18 protein-coding genes are annotated in these 18347 nt (G+C 67.2%); 6 read left to right on the top strand and 12 right to left on the bottom strand.

Annotated elements, in window-relative coordinates; all coding sequences use genetic code 11:
• Nucleotides 1–93: 93 nt before the first annotated feature.
• From O5O43_RS03515 to O5O43_RS03500, 4 genes are all read right to left on the bottom strand, one after another.
• On the bottom strand, nt 94–1056 hold the full coding sequence (locus tag O5O43_RS03515; RefSeq protein ID WP_271085537.1) for a peptidase: 963 nt from the start codon (nt 1054–1056) through the stop codon (nt 94–96).
• 140 nt (nt 1057–1196) lie between these two features.
• The gene (locus tag O5O43_RS03510; RefSeq protein ID WP_271085536.1) at nt 1197–1721 is read right to left on the bottom strand and encodes a peptidase S1; all 525 of its coding nucleotides are present in this window, start codon (nt 1719–1721) and stop codon (nt 1197–1199) included.
• Nucleotides 1722–1804: 83 nt separating this feature from the next.
• On the bottom strand, nt 1805–2218 hold the full coding sequence (locus O5O43_RS03505; protein WP_271085535.1) for a DUF2177 family protein: 414 nt from the start codon (nt 2216–2218) through the stop codon (nt 1805–1807).
• A gap of 10 nt (nt 2219–2228) precedes the next feature.
• Nucleotides 2229–3269: a cyclopropane-fatty-acyl-phospholipid synthase family protein gene (locus O5O43_RS03500; protein WP_271085534.1), complete on the bottom strand. Its 1041-nt coding sequence runs from the start codon at nt 3267–3269 to the stop codon at nt 2229–2231.
• A 114-nt stretch (nt 3270–3383) separates the two neighbouring features.
• Here O5O43_RS03500 and O5O43_RS03495 point away from each other — a divergent pair, with 114 nt between their 5' ends.
• From O5O43_RS03495 to O5O43_RS03470, 6 genes are all read left to right on the top strand, one after another.
• A complete protein-coding gene (locus O5O43_RS03495; protein ID WP_271085533.1) occupies nt 3384–4745 on the top strand; it encodes an FAD-dependent oxidoreductase in 1362 nt (453 codons plus the stop codon).
• Nucleotides 4742–5527, top strand: coding sequence for a DUF1365 domain-containing protein (locus tag O5O43_RS03490; RefSeq protein WP_271085532.1), 786 nt, complete (start codon nt 4742–4744; stop codon nt 5525–5527). Before O5O43_RS03495 ends, O5O43_RS03490 begins: the two co-directional genes overlap by 4 nt.
• 90 nt (nt 5528–5617) lie before the next feature.
• Nucleotides 5618–6322 (top strand): CoA transferase subunit A, encoded by a 705-nt coding sequence (locus O5O43_RS03485; protein WP_271085531.1) that lies wholly within the window; start codon nt 5618–5620, stop codon nt 6320–6322.
• A gap of 1 nt (nt 6323) precedes the next feature.
• Nucleotides 6324–6728, top strand: coding sequence for a carboxymuconolactone decarboxylase family protein (locus tag O5O43_RS03480; protein WP_271085530.1), 405 nt, complete (start codon nt 6324–6326; stop codon nt 6726–6728).
• Nucleotides 6728–7387 carry a 3-oxoacid CoA-transferase subunit B gene (locus O5O43_RS03475; protein WP_271085529.1) on the top strand — a complete coding sequence of 220 codons (660 nt, stop codon included), beginning with the start codon at nt 6728–6730 and terminating at the stop codon, nt 7385–7387. The genes O5O43_RS03480 and O5O43_RS03475 overlap by 1 nt, the downstream gene beginning before the upstream one ends.
• A gap of 42 nt (nt 7388–7429) precedes the next feature.
• Nucleotides 7430–8608 carry a toxic anion resistance protein gene (locus O5O43_RS03470; protein ID WP_271085528.1) on the top strand — a complete coding sequence of 393 codons (1179 nt, stop codon included), beginning with the start codon at nt 7430–7432 and terminating at the stop codon, nt 8606–8608.
• On the opposite strand, the gene O5O43_RS03465 is transcribed toward O5O43_RS03470, so the two are convergent.
• The 8 genes from O5O43_RS03465 to flgK all read right to left on the bottom strand — a co-directional run bounded on the left by O5O43_RS03465 (nt 8605) and on the right by flgK (nt 18192).
• Complete coding sequence (locus O5O43_RS03465; protein WP_271085527.1) at nt 8605–9210, bottom strand: ABC-type transport auxiliary lipoprotein family protein; 606 nt, start codon at nt 9208–9210, stop codon at nt 8605–8607. The two genes, O5O43_RS03470 and O5O43_RS03465, sit on opposite strands and share 4 nt — an antisense overlap.
• Nucleotides 9207–10145, bottom strand: coding sequence for an MlaD family protein (locus O5O43_RS03460; protein WP_271085526.1), 939 nt, complete (start codon nt 10143–10145; stop codon nt 9207–9209). Before O5O43_RS03460 ends, O5O43_RS03465 begins: the two co-directional genes overlap by 4 nt.
• 74 nt (nt 10146–10219) lie before the next feature.
• Entirely contained in the window at nt 10220–11038 is an 819-nt protein-coding gene (locus O5O43_RS03455) for an ABC transporter ATP-binding protein (RefSeq protein ID WP_271085525.1), read from the bottom strand.
• Nucleotides 11035–12153, bottom strand: a complete 1119-nt coding sequence (locus O5O43_RS03450) for an ABC transporter permease (RefSeq protein ID WP_271085524.1) — start codon at nt 12151–12153, stop codon at nt 11035–11037. The genes O5O43_RS03455 and O5O43_RS03450 overlap by 4 nt, the downstream gene beginning before the upstream one ends.
• Nucleotides 12154–12258: 105 nt before the next feature.
• A complete protein-coding gene (locus O5O43_RS03445) occupies nt 12259–13809 on the bottom strand; it encodes a UdgX family uracil-DNA binding protein (protein WP_271085523.1) in 1551 nt (516 codons plus the stop codon).
• Nucleotides 13809–15050, bottom strand: a complete 1242-nt coding sequence (locus O5O43_RS03440; protein WP_271085522.1) for a putative DNA modification/repair radical SAM protein — start codon at nt 15048–15050, stop codon at nt 13809–13811. The genes O5O43_RS03445 and O5O43_RS03440 overlap by 1 nt, the downstream gene beginning before the upstream one ends.
• Nucleotides 15051–15115: 65 nt before the next feature.
• Nucleotides 15116–16072: a flagellin gene (locus O5O43_RS03435; protein WP_271085521.1), complete on the bottom strand. Its 957-nt coding sequence runs from the start codon at nt 16070–16072 to the stop codon at nt 15116–15118.
• Complete coding sequence (gene flgK / locus O5O43_RS03430; RefSeq protein WP_271085520.1) at nt 16072–18192, bottom strand: flagellar hook-associated protein FlgK; 2121 nt, start codon at nt 18190–18192, stop codon at nt 16072–16074. The genes O5O43_RS03435 and flgK overlap by 1 nt, the downstream gene beginning before the upstream one ends.
• Nucleotides 18193–18347 lie beyond the last annotated feature (155 nt).

Below are 18347 nucleotides of genomic sequence, written 5' to 3'. Positions count from 1 at the left end.
CGCTCCACCCCGACCCGGCAAGTTCAAGCCTCGGACATAGCGCGACCGCAACCCTCCCCGCCATGGCGTACGCGCCACGCACGAGCGTAAAGGTTAATCGGAGTAGAGCTCGCTGATGTCCAGACGCGCCGGCTGGCTCTGGCCGGCGCTGTAGGTCCCGACCCAGATGTCGTAAGTCCCGCTCATCGGATTGGTGATATGCAGCGCCGGGTTCAGGCTGCCGTTACCTCCGTCGTCGTCGCAGTACCAGCGTCCGTCTGGCCCGTTGACGACCAGAGTGGTGTCGCTGGAGCTATCCACGCTCAGGATCAGCGGCAGGCTGCCGGCCGAGTAGCTGAGCTCGACATCCGGCGCCCGGGTCACGAACCCGCGGCAATGCGAAGCGATGTTCTGGGCGTCGATCGAGCCGCCCGCGCGCATGTTGATCCGGGTCGGATCGGGCGTGAAGCCCGCGCTGAGAGTCACCGTGCCATAGTTGGCCGCCTCGAACGGATCCACCGCCCCGGCATAGTTGCTCTGGCTATCGCCCCCGCCCGAGGCGTTGCTGTTGAGCTCGGTCACGTAGAGCTGCGCCGCCGCGCCGTTGCCGCCGTATGCGCCGACGAACACGTCATAGACGCCCGACTGCGGCTCCGGGATCGACATCAGCGGATTTGTGCCGTCGCCCGAGTCGTCGTCGCAGTACCAGCGACCGTTCGGCCCGTTGATGACCAGGGTCGTGTCGTTCTCGCTGGTCACGCCGAAGATCAGCGGCAGGCTGCCGGCGTTGTAGGTCAGCTGGAAGTCCGGCGCCCGCGCCACCATGCCGACGCAGCCGTCCGCGATGGTTGTCGCGTCCACGTCCCCGCCCGAGTACATGTCCACGCGGTAAGGGTCCGGCGTGAAGCCCGAGCTCAGGCTGACCGAACCGAAGGTGGCGTTCTGGCTGATGTCGACCGTCGGCGTCTGGTTCTTCTGGCCGCCCTTCTGCACGCCCGCAGACTCCGCCAACGCCGCCTCGCCCGTCAGCGCCAGAGCGCCGCACGCCATCATCGCCAAGCCGAAACCGGTCTTCATCGTCCCACTCCTCGATAGGTCGCGCTCCACTCAGGGACGCGACCCTGCCCTGACCCCCGTGACGGCGCGTCATCAAGACGAATGAGGACGCCCGCCTCGGCAATGAGATATCAAGGCTTCGCGAAAGACAACCGTCAGGCCTATCTCCGTTCGGTGATGAACAGGTCAGCGTCGCCCGACTCGCCATCGTAGGCTCCGACCCAGATGTCGTACACCCCAGACTGCGGACGGTTGAAGGTCACCTCAGGATCGGTCCCGCCCCCGGAATCGTCGTCGCAGTACCAGCGCCCGTCGGGCCCGTTGATAACCAGGGTCGCATCTTCATAGCTCGACACCCCGAATGTCAGCGGCAGGTCGCCGGCGTCGTAGGTCAGCTGGAAGTCGGGCGCCCGCGAGATCATCCCGACACAGTCGCCGCCCAGGCTGGCGGCGTCCAGCTCTCCGCCCGATGTCAGCGACACCGTGCGGGGATCGTCGTCGAAGCCTGAGCTCAGATATTCCTCGCCGTAGTTGGCTCGCGCGCTCGGGTCGGGCGCGCCGTAGCCGCCGCTGTATGATCCCCCGCCATAGGCCGACCCCGGTCCGTAGCCATAGCCGTAGGGGTCCTCGACGCAGCCCGACAGGCCGACGATCGCCAGTGCGCCCAGCGCCAGAATGATCCGCATTTCAAAGTCCCCCCGAAAGCCCCTCGCTTTCGCAGGCATAGGAGATCATCGATCCGGCGAAGACAACCGGTCGTCGGAAATCGTCAGGCCGCGCGTCCCGCGACCGCGACCGCCGCGAAATATCCTGCCGACGCAGCGACCGTTGTGAGGAAGGTCCCCCAGATCAGGTCCAGGATCGTCAGCTTCACATCCCAAGCCGCCAAGGTCGCCTGGTTGGTCAGGTCATAGGTCGCATAGGCCACGAAGCCCAGGACCGCCCCGTTCAGCGCCGCCCGCGTCCAGGCGCCTTCCCTCAGCGCCGGCGCGATGGCCAGGAAGACGATCCCGCCGATCATGATCAGATAGAAGGCGACCGCAGCGAACATGTCGGGCTTCGGGCTCATGATCGGCCCGATCACCGGCTTGTAGAGCCGGTCGGTCATGGTCGACAGCCAGACGAAATCCACGGCCGCGAAGGCCACGCCCGAGCCGACATAGGCGGCGATCCATTTCAGCATTTGGCGATCCTCAAACCGGCTTCAGGCGATAGTGGCTGACGGCCCAGGTCCGGCCGCCGTCGTTTCCGAACAGACCCGCCGTCGCCAGATAGAACCGGCGCCAGCGACGCACCCACAGTTTCGCGTTGGCGTCGCCATAGGTCTGGCGCATCAACTCCAAAACCCGGTCTTCGTTCTCGTCCATGTTCGCCAGCCAGTCCTCGGCCGTCCGGGCGTAGTTCTCGCCGTTCCAGGTCCACTCCTGCTCGACCGCGAAAAGGTCCGGAAACTCCCGCATCAGTCCTCGGCTGGGCATCACGCCGCCGGTGAAGAAATGCTGGGCGATGAAGTCGCCGTTGTCGTTGTGGTCGAAGCGATAAGGCGCGTCCCGGTGCGTGAAGATGTGGACGAACATCCGTCCGTCGTCCTTCAGCCAGCTGCGCGCCCGCGTCAGCAGCGCCCGCCAGTTGGCCATGTGCTCGAACATCTCCACCGAGACGATCCGGTCGAACTTCTCCCCGTTCGCCATCGGCGGGCGGAAGTCGTTCATGTCGCAGGTGATGACCAGCAGATTGGTCAGCCCCCGCGCCTTCGCCTGCGCCTCGATATGGCCGCGCTGCCCATGGCTGTTCGACACCGCTGTGATGCGGCTGTTCGGATATCGCTCCGCCATCCACAGGCTCAGCGACCCCCAGCCGCAACCCAACTCCAGGATCGTCTGACCGTCGACCAGACCCGCGTGCTCGCACGTCTCCGCCAGCGCCAGCTCCTCAGCCTCGTCCAGCGTCGTTATCGCCGTCGGATAGAGGCAGCACGAATATTTCAACCGCTCCCCCAGGCAAATGCGGAAGAACTCGGGCGGCAGCTCGTAATGTTGATCGTTGGCGGCATCCGTATGCTCGGCGATCGCCCGCTCCGCCATCTCGCGCGCGAAGGCTGCGCTGTCGTGCGGCCCCTCGCGATCCAGCTTCTTGCGCGCCTCGGTCACCAGGCTGGCGATCGCCGGTCGCGTCACGAAGTCCGGAAACGGCGCGTCCTGCAGATGGCGGATGGCGACATTGGCGAGATTCATTGGAGCGATCCTGAGCTGTGCGTCTCAAATACGTCCCAAGCCTTGCCTTGGATGAGTCATCCAGTCGACACAACGCCCCGTAGCTGAGCCACATAACGCTGAGTCGGAGCTCGAATGTCTGCCCACCTCGTCGCCTCGCATCCGGCTCACGGGAAGCGCATCGCCGTCGTCGGTTCTGGCATCGCGGGCCTGTCGTGCGCCTGGCTGTTGTCGAAGGCGCATGACGTCACCCTGTTCGAGGCCGACAGCCGTATCGGCGGCCACTCCAATACCGTCCAGGCCCCGACCCCATCCGCCCCTGTCGCGGTGGATACCGGCTTCATCGTCTACAACCCGCCGAACTATCCGAACCTGGTCGCTCTGTTCGATCACCTGTCGGTCCCGACCAAGCCCGCCCACATGTCCTTCGCGGTGACGCTGGACGACGGCGCGTTCGAATATTCGACCCACGGCATCCCCGCCCTGTTCGCCCAGCGCCGAAACTGGGCGAGCCCGAAGTTCTGGCGGATGATCGCCGACATCCTGCGCTTCCAGAAACAGGCCCCGCGCGACCTCGCCGAGATGGAGCGCACCGGCGAGACCCTGGTCGAATACCTCGATCGCAACCGCTACGGCCGCCTGTTCCGCGACGCCCACCTGTTGCCCCAGGCCGCCGCCATCTGGTCCTCGACGCTCGATCAGATGACCGGCTACCCGGCCGCCTCCTTCGTGCGGTTCTACATGAACCACAACCTCCTGACCTACGACCTGGAGCCGACCTGGCGCACGGTCGACGGCGGCAGTCGCGAGTATGTGACACGCCTCCACGCCGACTTCGCCGGTCGCACGGTCCTGGCCGCCGCCATCCATGGCGTCGCCCGCGACCCGCTGGGCGCCGCCATCCGCTTCGACGATGGTCGTATCGAGCGGTTCGACGCGGTCGTCCTCGCCACCCATTCGGATCAAGCCTTGCGCCTTCTCGAACAACCGACCTCGGACGAAGAGCGCCTTCTCGGCGCCATCCGCTACCGTCCCAACCGCGCGGTCCTCCACCGCGACGTCGCTCTGATGCCCAAGCGGCGCAAGGCCTGGGCCGCCTGGACGCACCAGGGCTACTCCGACCGCGCGGGCGAAGGCGGCGTCACCTACTGGATGAACGAGCTTCAGTCCCTGTCCGGCCCGCCCCTGTTCGTCAGCCTCAACCCCGCGCGCGAGCCCGACCCGTCCCTGATTCTCGGCGAGTGGGACTACGAGCACCCGGTCTTCGACGTCGCCGCCGTCCGCGCCCAGTCCGAGCTCTGGTCCCTTCAGGGCGAGGGCGGCGTCTGGTTCGCCGGCGCCTGGTTCGGATCGGGTTTCCACGAGGACGGATTGCAAGCCGGCCTCGCCGTCGCGGAACATCTCGGCGGCGTCCGTCGTCCCTGGTCCGTCGAGAACGAAAGCGGCCGGATCGTCGTCGGTCCAGTTGCGACCGCGCCGCTTTCCGAGGCGGCGTGACGAGGGCCGACGCCTCAGCCCTCTACGTCGGCGAGGTCACCCACCGCCGCGTCTACGGTTTCGACCATACCCTGCGCTACCGCCTCTACATGCTGCTGCTCGACATCGACGCCGCAGAGGCCCGCATCCGCCCCCTGCGCTGGCTGACGAGCGGCCGCTTCGGCCTGATGAGCTATTCGCCGCGCGACCACGGCGACCGCTCGACCACCCCCCTCCGCCAGCAGATCGATATCCACCTCGCCGCCGCCGGCATCGACCTGCACGGCGGCCCCATCTCGCTCATGACCATGCCGCGCATTCTCGGCTACGGCTTCAATCCGCTGAGCGTCTATTTCTGCCGCCACGTCGACGGGACGCTGGCCGCCTTGCTCTACGAAGTCACGAACACCTTCCACGAGCGCCACTCCTACCTCGTCGCCCTGCCCTCGGAGCCCGGTCCCGGACCCATCCGCCAGACGACGGAAAAGACCTTCTTCGTCTCCCCGTTCATGGACATGGACCTGACCTACGACTTCACCGTCCGGCCGCCGGGCGAGGCCGTCTCCGTCGTCGTCGCCGTCCGCCGTGGCGACCAGCCCATCCTCACCGCCTCCTTTGCCGGCCGGCGCCGCCCCCTGACCGACCCAGAACTGCTTCGCGCCTGGATCACCCATCCCCTCCTGACGTGGAAGGTCATGTGGGGAATCCACTGGGAGGCGGCGAAAGGCATGCTGAAGGGCGCGAAATACCGCGAGCGCGACAAGCCGCCGTCCCATCCTGTTACTGTTGGCGCATCGCGCTGAGCCCCGCTAACTTGCCCTCGCGTCCCGACCGCCGTATGCAGCGGTCAAACACGCCGATATTCATCCATCGGTGAAATAAGCGAGGAAGCGATGCGCAAGATCTACGCCGACGCCACTGCGGCGCTCGAAGGCCTGACCTTCGACGGCATGACCGTCATGTCCGGCGGCTTCGGCCTCTGCGGCATCCCCGAGAACCTGATCGCCGGGCTCAAGGCTTCTGGCGTGACAGGCCTGACGGTCATCTCCAACAACGCGGGAGTGGACGGCTTCGGCCTCGGCCAGCTTCTGGAGACGCGCCAGATCGCGAAAATGATCTCGTCCTACGTCGGCGAGAACAAGGAGTTCGAGCGCCAGTACCTGGCCGGCGAGCTGCAGCTGGAGTTCAACCCGCAGGGCACCCTGGCCGAGCGCATCCGCGCGGGCGGCGCCGGCATCCCGGCCTTCTTCACCGCCACCGGCGTCGGCACCCTGGTCGCCGAGGGCAAGGAGGTGCGCAATTTCGACGGCCGCGACTACGTCATGGAAACCGGCCTCGTCGCGGACCTGTCGATCGTCAAGGCGTGGAAGGCCGACGAGCGCGGCAATCTGGTCTTCCGCAAGACGGCCCGCAACTTCAACCCGATGATGGCCACGGCCGGCAAGGTCACCGTCGTGGAGGTCGAGGAGATCGTCCCGACCGGCTCGCTGGACCCCGACCAGATCCACACCCCTGGCGTCTATGTCGACCGCCTGTTCGTCGGCACGTTCGAGAAACGCATCGAACAACGCACCATCCGCCAGCACGCGGACGCCTGAGGTGTCGAACGAACGCGCCGAACGCGGCGCGGCCTATATGGCGACCCTGGACCCCGGCCTCGAAGCCGCCCTGCGCAAGGGCATGGCTCCCATCGCCCCTGAATTCGCCGACATGATGGTGGAGTTCGGCTACGGCGAGATGATGAGCCGCCCGGGCCTCGACCCCAAGAGCCGCCAGTTCGTCACCCTCGGGGCGCTGGCCGCCCTCGGCCATCCCGTCGATCAGCTGAAGGGCCACATCAACGGCGCCCTCTCGGTCGGCGTCACGCCGCGCGAGATCGTCGAGGCCCTGATGCAGGTCGCCATCTATGCGGGCTTCCCTGCCGCCACCAACGCCATGCGCGTCGCCAAACGCGTCTTCGCCGAACGGGGCGTCAGCCCCCTGCCCACTTCCGGAGAAAACTGATGCCCCGCACCCGCGAACAGCTCGCCGAACGCGCCGCCAAGGAGCTTCAGGACGGCTTCTATGTGAACCTGGGCATCGGCATCCCGACCCTGGTCGCCAACTACATTCCGGCCGGGATGGAGGTCACCCTCCAGTCCGAGAACGGCATGCTCGGCATGGGCCCCTTCCCCTATGACGAGGACGTCGACCCCGACCTGATCAACGCCGGCAAGCAGACGATCACCGAGATCCCGGAGTCGTCCTACTTCAGCTCGGCCGACAGCTTCGCCATGATCCGCGGCGGCCACATCAACCTGTCCATCCTGGGCGCCATGGAAGTGGCCGAGAACGGCGACATCGCCAACTGGATGATCCCGGGCAAGCTGGTGAAGGGTATGGGTGGCGCGATGGACCTGGTCGCGGGCGTGAAGCGCGTCGTCGTCGTCATGGAACACGCCAACAAGCACGGCCAGTCCAAGGTCCTGAAGTCCTGCACCCTGCCCCTCACGGCCGCCGGCGTCGTCAGTCGGATTATCACCGACCTCGCCGTCTTCGACGTCAAGGCGGACGGCGCGGGCCTGGAGCTGATCGAACTGGCCGATGGCGTCACGCTGGAGGAAGTCGCCGAGAAGACTGAGGCCAGCTACACCGTTTCCCAATCCCTGAAAGCTGCGGCATAGTTAACCCGAAGGGGCCTGACGAGGCCGCGACGGAGGGCTGACATGGGCGTTGCGGGATCGATCAGTCCGCCGGGCGGCGCGCCGAAGCCGGATCCCGAGCGCGTGGCCACGATCCGCTACACCATCGTGGACGAGCCCGAGACCTGCGCCGCCTTCGGGGAGAGCATTCGCGCCAACCTCGCTTCGCTCAACGAACGCACCCTGGCCGAGACGCGCACCGGCGACCTCGGCGAGTGCAGCCTCTTGCTGGACCACGTCCACGACCGGGTGGCCGGCCTCGACCCGGCTCGGCTCCAGCCCCGCACAGGCCTCGCCGGCCTCTTCGACAGCCGAAGCAAGCGGCTGAAGACCTTCCGCGCGGCCTATGCCTCGGCCGCCGCCGCCGTGGCCCAGTCGGCCGCCGACATCGGCGACCGCGCCGGCGCGTTGTCGCGCAAGGGCGTGGCGCTGGAAACCCTGTGGTCGGAGACCCGCGACGCCATCGCCGAACTCGACGCACACATCGCAGCCGCCCGCGGCTGGCTGGCCAACGAGGTCGCCGCTGCGACGGTCGTCGCTATCGACGCGCCGGAACCGGTCGAAGAAACCCCCTCGGCGGCCGACGAGGACCCGACTCCCGTCGAGGCCGCCGCCGATCCTGAGGCGACCGCCGAGGGGGAGATCATTGAGCCGACGAGCGAGGCGGAACCGGTCGATCTGCCCGCAGCTGAGGTTGAATCCGAGGTCGCCTCCGTTCCCGCCGAAGACGCTGCGCCTGTCGAAACCGGGCCTGACGCCGTCGAGGCGCAGGCGACGCCGCCCGCCGAAGACGAGGTCGTCGCAGTCTCCGCAGCACCGGCCCCGCAACCCACGCCGGTCGCCACCCTGCCCCATCCGCTGGCGACCCGTCTCGCCGCGCTGGAGGCCGTCAGCGCCACGGCCATCGGCCGCCTGCCCCTGCTGCGGGCGGCTCAGAACGCCGATTCCCGCGTCCCGGCCGCGCTCAAACACATCTGCGACGGAATCGAGGCCTGGCGCATCGACTGGCAGGACGCCCTGGGACTGGCCGTCAAGCGGCCGAAGACGATCCGACCCGACGGAGTTCGCTTGTCCGAAGCCTCGACCGCCCTGACCGACCGAATTCAGTCCGCAAACCGCGAGTTGGCGGCGGCCCAGGCGCGCCGCGCCGAGCTCGAGGCCCGGACGACTCAGGCCCGCGCGAACGTGTCGCTCGCCGCCTAGTCGCCGACCGCGTTGGCGTCGGTCCAGCCTACGATCTGGGTGTTCAGGTCCCGCGTCGCCTGATCATAGGCCGCGACGATGGCCGAGACCCGGTTCTCGCCGGCCGGCTGGCTGACGGTGAAGGTCCGTTCCGCCACCACTGTCCGTTCGGGGAAGCGCAGCAGCCGCGCCCGCGCCGTGATCACCACCGCCGGCGCCGCGCCCTCATAGTCGTACCGCGTCTCGAACGCCCGCAGGTCGACGTCCAGCAGCCGCGTCGTCGGCGTCAGCTCGCGCCGTCCGATCAGCCGCACCGCCCGCGCCTGCGAAGCGAACGAAGCCTCCAGCGCGTCCGAATACAGCATCATGGCCGGCGAGACCCAACGTGCGCCCTTGATGTAGGCCGCCTCTGCCCCGGTCACGCCCAGCAGACGGTCGCCCTGCGACGCCTGCGGCATTTCCACGGTCCTCAGCTTGACCTGCACCGGCTCGGCGACGGCGGTCGTGGCCATCCCCGTCGGATCGCCGAAACGGTAGAGCTGGATCGGGTCCGGCGACGACAGCAGGGCGCACCCCGACAGGGAGACGGCGGCGACGGCGGCGAGAACGAGCGAACGGATCACGGCTGGACCTCCAGTTCCTGGGACGGCGGCCGTCCGATGAAGTCGCGCGGGCTGGAGCGGACGTCGTCCACCAGTCCCTGCAGGGATTGCGTCGCCTCCTGCAGACCCTGGATGGCTTCCAGCAGTTGAGGCACGCCCGTCGTGGCGAACTCCCCAGCCGGTCCCTCGATGGCGTTGGCCGTGCGGTTGATCGAGGCGATGGCCGTGCGGGCGTCGGCAGTGGCGGCGTTGATGTTGGCGATGGCCTGCTGGCCGTCGGTGTTGACCAGACGACGCGCATCGACACCCAGGGCCCGGTATTCGGCGATGGCTCCGTTGGCGTTCTCCAGCGCCTTCTCCAGGTCCTCGAACATGCCCTTGCGGGCCTCCAGTTCGGTGGACAGGGCCTCGACGTTCTTCACGCTGGTCGAGAAGCTGCGGATGTTGTCGTCGGACAGGACCCGGTTGATCCGGTTCAATGCGTCCACGGTCTGGGCCAGCACCGTGCCGGAGCCGCTGAGCAGTTCCGCGATCGGCGACGGCTGCGACTGGATCACCGGCACCACATTGTCCGGGTACTGGGTCTTCAGCAGGGCGCTGCCGTCGGTGCCGGCCGTGATCTGGATGTAGTTGAGGCCCGTGATGCCCTGCGGCTCCAGCTGGGCGCGCGAGGTGACCCGCACCGGCGTCGTGCCGTTCAGGCGAACCCGCGCGATGACCTGGTCGCCCTTGGCGGGATCCAGGTTCAGATCGGTGACCTCGCCCACTCGGATACCGTTGAAGTGCACCTCGCCGCCCTCCGACAGCCCGCGCACCGGTCCGTAGAAGACGATGTCGTAGATGTCGTAGTCGTCGTTGAACTGCAGTCGGGCCAGCCAGATGGCGAACACCGCCAGCGCCGCCAGCAGGGCGACGGTGGCTATGCCCACGGCGGCGTAATGTGCGTCTCTTTCCATCTCGGTCTCGTCCTAAGCCGCCTCGAACGCGCGACAGGCGGAAGTGGTCGCCGGTTTCGTCGCCCGTCGCGCGTTCATTTAACATCTTCCGGTTCGGACTTGTCCGAACCGTGGGCAGCGCGACCGCGCGGCCCCAGGAAGTATTCCTTGATCCACGGGTGATCGGATTTCTCCAGCTCCTGCACCGTGGCCTTTTCGATCACATGTTTGTCCGCCAGCACCGCCACCTTGTCGCAGATCGCGTAGAGGCTATCGAGGTCGTGGGTGATCATGAAGACGGTCAGGCCCAGGTCGTCGGACAGCTTGCGGATCAGATCGTCGAACGCGGCCGCCCCGATCGGGTCCAGTCCCGCCGTCGGCTCGTCGAGGAAGATCAGCTCCGGGTCCAGCGAAAGGGCGCGGGCCAGGCCGACCCGCTTTCTCATCCCGCCCGACAGCTCGGCCGGCTTCTGGTGATGGCTCTCGGGCTTCAGACCGACCATGGCGATCTTCATCTCGGCCAGCTCGCGGATCGTGTCCCGGGGCAGGCTGGTGTGCTCGACCATGGGCGCGGCCACGTTTTCCAATACCGTCAGCGAGCTGAACAGGGCGCCCTGCTGGAACAGCACGCCGGTCCGGCGTTCGATGTCGGCGCGCTCTGCATCGGTCGCCCCGCCCACGTCGTGACCGAAGATCTTGATCGTCCCGCCCTCGGGCTCCTTCAGCCCGATGATGGAGTTCAACAGAACCGTCTTGCCCGTCCCCGATCCGCCGACGACGCCCAGCACCTCGCCGCGCACGACATCCAGATCCAGATCGCGGTGGATCACCTGATCCCCGAACTGGCTCAGCAGGCCGCGCACCTCGATGAGATTTTCGGACGTCGTCTCGGCTTCGTTCGCGGGCGCCGTCACAGGTTCAGCTCCAGGAAGATCAGGGCGAACACGGCGTCCAGAGAGATGATGGCGAAGATGGCCTGCACCACGGCGGCGGTCACCCGACGGCCCAGGCTCTCCACATCTCCGGCGACCGCCATCCCCTGGCGGCAGCCGATGGCGGCGATCACGACGGCGAAGACCGGCGCCTTGACCAGGCCGACCATCAGGTGGGTCCCCATCATCGGGTCCTCGCTGACCCGCTGGATGAAGAAGGCGGGGCCGTAGTCCAGCTGACTCCAGGTCACCAGACCGCCGCCGATGAAGCCCGCCAGCATGCCGACGAAGGTCAACAGCGGCATCATCACCAGCATGGCCGCCAGGCGCGGGATCACCAGGGCCTGGAACGGGTTGACGCCCATGACCTGCATGGCGTCGACCTCCTGGTTCATTCGCATCGAACCGATCTCGGCCGCGAACGAAGACGCCGACCGCCCGGCCAGCAGGATGGCGGTGATCAGCACGGCCAGTTCGCGCAGCACGGCCACGGCGACCAGTTGCACCGTGAACACCCCGGCCCCGAACTGGGTCAGCAGGTTCGCGCCCAGGAAGGCGATGACCGCGCCGATGAAGAAGTTGGTCACCGCGATGATCGGCAGGGCGTCCAGCCCCGACCGCTCCGCCTGACTGACCCAGGCGGGCCAGCGGATCGCGCCCGGTCTGCGCAGGGCATAGCCGGTCGCCCCCATCAGCCGCCCGAGGAAGGCCATCGACAGCATCAGTTCGGCGGCCGCGTCGTGGACGCCGTGGCCCATGCGGGCGAAGATGCGGATGAAGGGTGACGGGCGCTTCGGCGGCTCCGCGCTCCGTCGCTCCAGCGTCTCCACCATCGCATAGATGCGACCGGCTTCCGGCCGGCTGGCGAAGGCGTCGGCCGGCATGGCGAAGTTGGAGCCCTGAACCAGGGCCAGGGCGCCGGCGGTGTCGAACTTGCCGAGTTCCGACAGATCGACGCGCTCGATGCTGTGGCCTTCCAGACTGTCGCCCAGTCGTATCGCCGCCTTGCCCAGCGACATGGTCGTCCAATCGCCCGTGAGCTTGAGCACGGTCGCGTCGCCCTTGGCGTCCTCGATCTGGAAGTCGGCCGTCTTCATGCCTCGTCCTTAGCCGAGCCGTCACGAATCGAACATGGCCCGTACGCGGACAATACGCGCATCAGGCGACCGTCGTTATCATTGGGCAACAGAGGCAAGAACGGATCAGAGCCGATCGCGGACGCGCTTGAGATCCCGGATGAACGCCAGACGCTCCCTCGCCCTGGCGTCTTCCTCGGGGAGCCTCAGCAGATAGGAGGGGTGAACGGTGATCATGGCCGTGGAACCGTCTGACAACGGCAAAGGTTCCCCGCGCTCCTGAGTCACCGCCACCTTGCGGCCCAGCACGCCCAACGCCGCCGTCCCGCCCAACGCCAAGGTGACCTTCGGCCGCACTAGCCGACGCTCCTGATCCAGCCACCAGCGACACGCGCTGACCTCGGACTGGTTCGGCGTCTTGTGCAGCCGCCTCTTGCCGCGCGGTTCGTGCTTGAAATGCTTCACTGCGTTGGTGACGTAGACCTCGCTGCGGTCTATGCCCGCCTCGGCCAGGGCCGCGTCCAGCACCTGCCCCGCAGGTCCCACGAAGGGCCGACCGGCCAGATCCTCGTGATCTCCCGGCTGTTCGCCGACGATCATCAGCTTCGCCGTCCTGCCCGGTCCCTCGCCGCACACGCCCTGCGTCGCGTCCCGATAAAGCGGGCACCGACGGCACGCCTGAACCCCGTGCCCCAACTCCTCCAGATCGGAGGCCACGAACCCCTCCTCCCACGACCCGTCACGCACCGACCGGGCGATGGCCTTGGCCAGGCGGGCGTTCGGTTCGGAGGGCTGGGCGGAGACCATGGTCTCGGTGCGCGCGTGCGAGGCCGCGACCAGTTCCGGGATCAGCGACGCCTCCGGCAGGTTCTTCCAGTACCGCTTGGGCATTTCCCCCTGCATGGTCTGGGTCTTCAGCCGCGCCGGATTGAAGGTCGAGGCGTAGTAGGTCTTCCAGAACTCCTCGACCTCGTCGTCCTTCGGCGCATCCTCGGCGCTCGCCGGCGGCCCGAAGGTCAAGGTCTTCCCGTCCCAGAAGCACGACCCGTCCGGCGTCAGGATCGACCACCGCATGGTCGTGAACCGCCGGGCGAAGAAGCCGGAGGTCTTTTCCAGAACCCTATGCGCCGGCTCGAACCAGGCGACATAGGTCTCGACTTCGGCTTCCTCGACGAGACGAAAACGCACGAAGGCCTTCATCTTGTGTGCGGCTCTGGAGACGTTCTTCGCCCGCTCCATCGCGTCGGCCACGTCGCGATCCGACACCACCTTCATCAGGTCCGGCTCGTCCCTCAGCCGCCACAGCAGCCGATACATCAGATCGAACCGGTCCGGCGACCGATGCAGGATCACCTCCTGCGCGATGTCGACGAACGCCTTGGGGACGGAAAAACGTTCTTCCTTCCGCTCCTCCCCGCGAGTGCGGGGACCCGGTTCTCTAGAGCCGCCATCCACACCGGATTCAACATTGACCTCGGTCCCCGACGCCGTCTCTCGCGAAAGCGCCGGGCGCTCGCTTTCGCCGGCATGAGCGGTATCGAACAGCGACCCGGTCCCCTCCCCCCCCGCCACCACGAACCGCGCGTCCGCCGGCTCCACCCCGGACAGCCGGAACGCTCGCGCAGCCTTGCGCCACCCCTCGAAATCGATCTCGTGCGCCAGCTCCGCCGTCGGCATCAGAACAGGCTCAGCTGCTCGACCTTCGGCTGCCCCACCAGCCGCTCGCGCAGATCGACCGCGTCCGTCAGCCCGCCCGGCGTCCAGTCCAGCGTCGTGATGAACGGCCGCACCTTGTCGATCCCCCGGCACAGCCGCGCCACATCTTCCAGCCTCAGCGTCCGATACCGGCGCACCGAGATCATCCGGTTCACCGACTTCACGCCCAGCCCCGGCACGCGCAAAAGCATCTCGCGCGGCGCGGTGTTCACATCGACCGGAAACTGCGCCCTCTGATTCAGCGCCCAGGCCAGTTTCGGGTCGATCGCCAGATCCAGCATCCCGCCGGTCGAGGCCTCAGAAATCTCCGGAGCCGAAAACCCGTAGAACCGCATCAGCCAGTCTGCCTGATACAAGCGGTGCTCCCGCATCAAGGGCGGCTTCGACAGCGGCAGGGCCGAGCTCGAATCCGGGATCGGCGAGAAGGCCGAATAATAGACCCGCCTCAACCCATACCCGCCGTACAGCGATGCCGACCGGTCCAGAATCTCCGTGTCCGGAGCCCCGTCCGCACCGACGATCAGCTGCGTCGACTGCCCGCCCGGTGCAAATTTCGGCGGCTTGACGCGATCCTTTTTCTGAGGCTTGGCCGCCTCGACCTTCAGCCGGACGTTCGCCATCGCCTGCTTGATGACGCCGACGTCCTTCTGCGGCGCGAACCGGCCCATGGCCTCATCGCGCGGCAGTTCGATGTTGGCCGATAGCCGATCGGCATAAAGCCCCGCCTCCTCCACCAGATTCGGATCGGCCTCGGGGATCAGCTTGAGATGGATGTAGCCGCGAAAGTCGTGCTCCTCGCGCAGCTTCTTGGCCACCAAGACCATCTGCTCCATCGTATAATCGCCGCTCCGGATGATCCCCGACGACAGGAACAGGCCCTCGATATAGTTGCGGCGATAGAAGTTGAGCGTCAGCTCGACCACCTCGTCCACGCTGAACCGCGCCCGCTGCACGTTCGAGGACACGCGGTTGATGCAGTAGACGCAATCGTAGATGCAGAAGTTCGTCAGCAGGATCTTCAGCAAGGAAACGCACCGCCCGTCCGGGGTATAGGCGTGACAGATTCCCATTCCCTCGGTGGATCCGATCCCCTTGCCGCCCCGGCTGTCGCGCTTGGACGTCCCCGACGACGAACACGAGGCGTCGTATTTCGCCGCATCGGCCAGAACCGACAGCTTCCTTCTGAGATCCAGCTGAGCCATGTTGCCATTATGTTCCCTGTTGCGAACAGGGTCCAGCGTGGCCGTGGGCGAGTCGGTTGTCCGACTTATCTCAGATAGTTGAGCAGGGAGACTTCGCTAAGCTGCGCCACCACCTGCGCCGAGGCCTGGACCGCCACCTGACTGAGCTGCAGCTCGGTCACGGCCTGCAACGGGTCGACGTTGGTGCGTTTCGCCACCAGGTCGTCCAGCGACATCTGCTGGGCCTTGTGGCTGGTTGAGACCTGTTCCACCCGCTTGGCCAGGGCCCCGTTCCGGGCGGTCGCGTCGATCGCCGCCGAGGAGGCCGCATCCAGACGCTTCAGCTGTGCGGTCAGGAACGTCTTCTGCGCTTCGGTCGGCTTGCCGGTCAGGGGACCGGTCGCCGGGTCGTCATTGTAGGCCTTGATGTCCCGGAAAATCTGGAAAATGTGGTTTTGCGTGACCCCGTCGGCCTCGGTGAACTTGAACCCGTCGGCCAGGTAGCCGGTCTCCACCGTCGTCCCCTCCGCGATCCGCGAGGCGGACTTGATCTGGTCGTTGTCGAACACGTCGGCCACCGTCGGCGCAGCGACCAATTGCGCCAGGTTTCCGGCCGTCACCGGCGGATTGGTCGTGTTGGCGCCCGAGTACAGATAGCCGCCCTGGTGGCGATAGTTCAGGCCGTTGACCACCGACTGGTACTGGCCTTCCAGGTCCAGCATCAGGTTGGCCGCCGATCCCGACGCCAGCACGCTGCCGATCGCCTCCCGCGCTCCGGCCAGGCCGTCGACCACCACGTTCAGGGACAGGTCCTGGGCGTCCAGCCGCGCGGCCACGGCCTCGCCGGTATCGAGGAAGCCCTGAACGCGCGCCGCCGCGCCCTTCAGGGCCGTCAGCGTCTCGGACCCGCGCCCGAAGCCGGTCATGTCGGTGGCGACCTTGCCGGTCTGCACCCGCTCGCCCGCCTGGTTCTGGCTCTGCTGCGCCTGCATCAGGTTCAGCAGGGCGGACTGATAGTTTCCGTTCGTCGAGACGCGGCTCATCAGATCATCCCCAGAAGCGTGTCGTACATGTCCTTGGCCGCCTGAATCATCCGGGCGGAGGCGTTGAAGGCCTGCTGATAGGTGGTCATCAGGACCAGCTCCTCATCCAGGTTCACGCCCTCGTAGTTGGCCTGGCGCGCATCGGCCTCGGTCGACAGGGCCTGGGCGCTTTCCTGGCGCGACTTGGCCGCCTGGGCCCGCCCGCCGATCTCGCCCGAGAGTTCGGATGCATAGCGCGACACCGACAGATTGCCGCCGGGGCTTTCCCCGGCCGCCGAGAACCGGACCGTCTTCTGGCCCGCGTCGGCCAGCAAGAGGGCGCCGCGTCCGTCGCCGGAACTCAGGGCCGCCGTCCCCGTCGCCGCCGCCAGGTTCAGCTGCGCCAGCGCCAGTTTCGATGGGCTTTGCTGGATGTCGGTCCGCACCTTGAACCCGTCCGAGCGCGAGGCCCGAACCCCGCCGCCCAGCCCGAACAGCTCGGTCGCCGACACGCCCGAGGGGACCTGGGTCGTCTTGTCTTCCACCACGCTCATGCGCGGCGCCGGATCGCCGAACGCCGTGAACTTCATCTCACCGCTGGCATCCAGGGCGAAGGAGCCGTACCGGCCCACGCCCGTGATGGGGCTGTTCAGGGCCGTCAGCAGGTCGCCGACCGTTCCCCCCGCCGGAACCGCAACCTCGATGTCGCGGATCTTCGCCCCGCTCTCTCCGGTGAAGCGGAACGTCAGCGTCTCCCCGGCCGTGAAGCCGTGGTTCGAGGTCGCGGTCAGCCCGAGGTCATAGACCGCCGGCCGGTCGCTCGAGACCAGGTCGTTCAGGCCGAAATAGTGGGAGAAGCCGCGACCAGCCTTCGAACTCGGCGACGTGGCGCTGTCCGCGATGGCGATGCCGTTCGAGGTCGATGAGGCGAAGCTCAGCTTGCCGTCGACGAAGCTGGCCGTCGCCGACCCGCCCAGCGCCGCGTTCACGCCGGCCAGGAAGTTAGACATCGGCTGGGCCGCGCCGCCGTTGATCGTGAAGGTCGAGCCCGAGAAGACCAGGTCCAGCCGCGTGGCGATCACGCCCGTCGACGGATTGACCACGGCGACCGTCGTCCCGCCGGTGAAGCCGGTCAGGGCCGTCGTCAGATCCTGCCCCACAGTCTTGCCGGTCAGGCTCGTGGGCGGCGGCACGGCGGAGTTGGCGTTGTGCGCCCGGTTCAGCTCGTCTGCGACATGGGCCACCAGTTCGGCCAGACGCTGGGCCGTCTGAGGCGCATCGACGTCTCGCAGCTCCAGCAGACCCTTGATCTCGCCCGACTTGAGACCGTCCGCAAAGGCGCGCCGGGTTCCCCCGGGCTCGGTGATCCAGATTTCGTTGAAGCTGGTCTCGGCATTGACCGTGCCCGCGCGATTGTACTGCAGGGTCGCCGCGCCCGCGCCCGCCAGCTGCACGCCGGCGGCGGTGCGGATCGACACTCCGCCGACCGAACGCTGGGACACCTGAACGTCCATCAGGCTGGACAGTTCGTCGATCAGCCGCGCCTGCTGGGTCTGGGCGCCGGAGGCGTCGCCGTTCAGCACCGTGGCCTTGGCGATGTCTATGTTCAGCGTCTCGATCTGCTGGAGCAGGCTGTTGGCCTTCTCGACCGCGCTCTGGATGCGGCCGTCGGCGTCCTCGCGCACGGCCTGGATCTGGTTCGAGATGCGCGTCGCCTCGTCGAAGATCGCTTGGGTTTTGAACAGGGCGTCCTGGCGGCGGGGGCCGGACACCGCATCCTCGGCCGCCACGGCGAAGGACGAAAAGACGTCGTCGATCTGGGAGAAGAAGCCGGTGTCTCCGCCCGGATCCCCGAACAGCGACTGGATGCGGTCGAACAGTTCGTAGCGCACGCCCTGGCGGCTGGCCTCGGCTCCGGCGCTCAGCGACGCGGCCTGCAGGAACCGGTCGGTGGCGAGGCGGACGCGCGCCACCTCGACGCCGGTGCCGACGCCTTGGGTCGTCAGCGACACCTGCTCGGCGACCTTGCGGACATACCCGGGCGTATTGACGTTGGAGACGTTGTCGGAGACCACGCGCAACTGGGTCTGAGCCGCCTGCAGCCCGGAGTTGGCGATGTTCAGGATGGTGTTCAGGCTCATCCGATTAACCCTCCGCCCGGCAAGCCCTGCCCGGCAGGCTGCGCGTATTGCCCAGCCGCGCGCATACACGGCGCAGGCAACGCCTTGTTTTTCTTGAACATCACTGAACGCGACTGGATCATGGTCGACGAGGCGCGCAAGCGCCGGGCCAATCG

Origin of the sequence: Brevundimonas sp. NIBR11, from assembly GCF_027912535.1 — a bacterium.
Classification (GTDB): Bacteria; Pseudomonadota; Alphaproteobacteria; order Caulobacterales; family Caulobacteraceae; genus Brevundimonas.
Note: the sequence above shows the minus strand (reverse complement) of the source record. Positions and strands in the feature narration are given on the sequence as shown.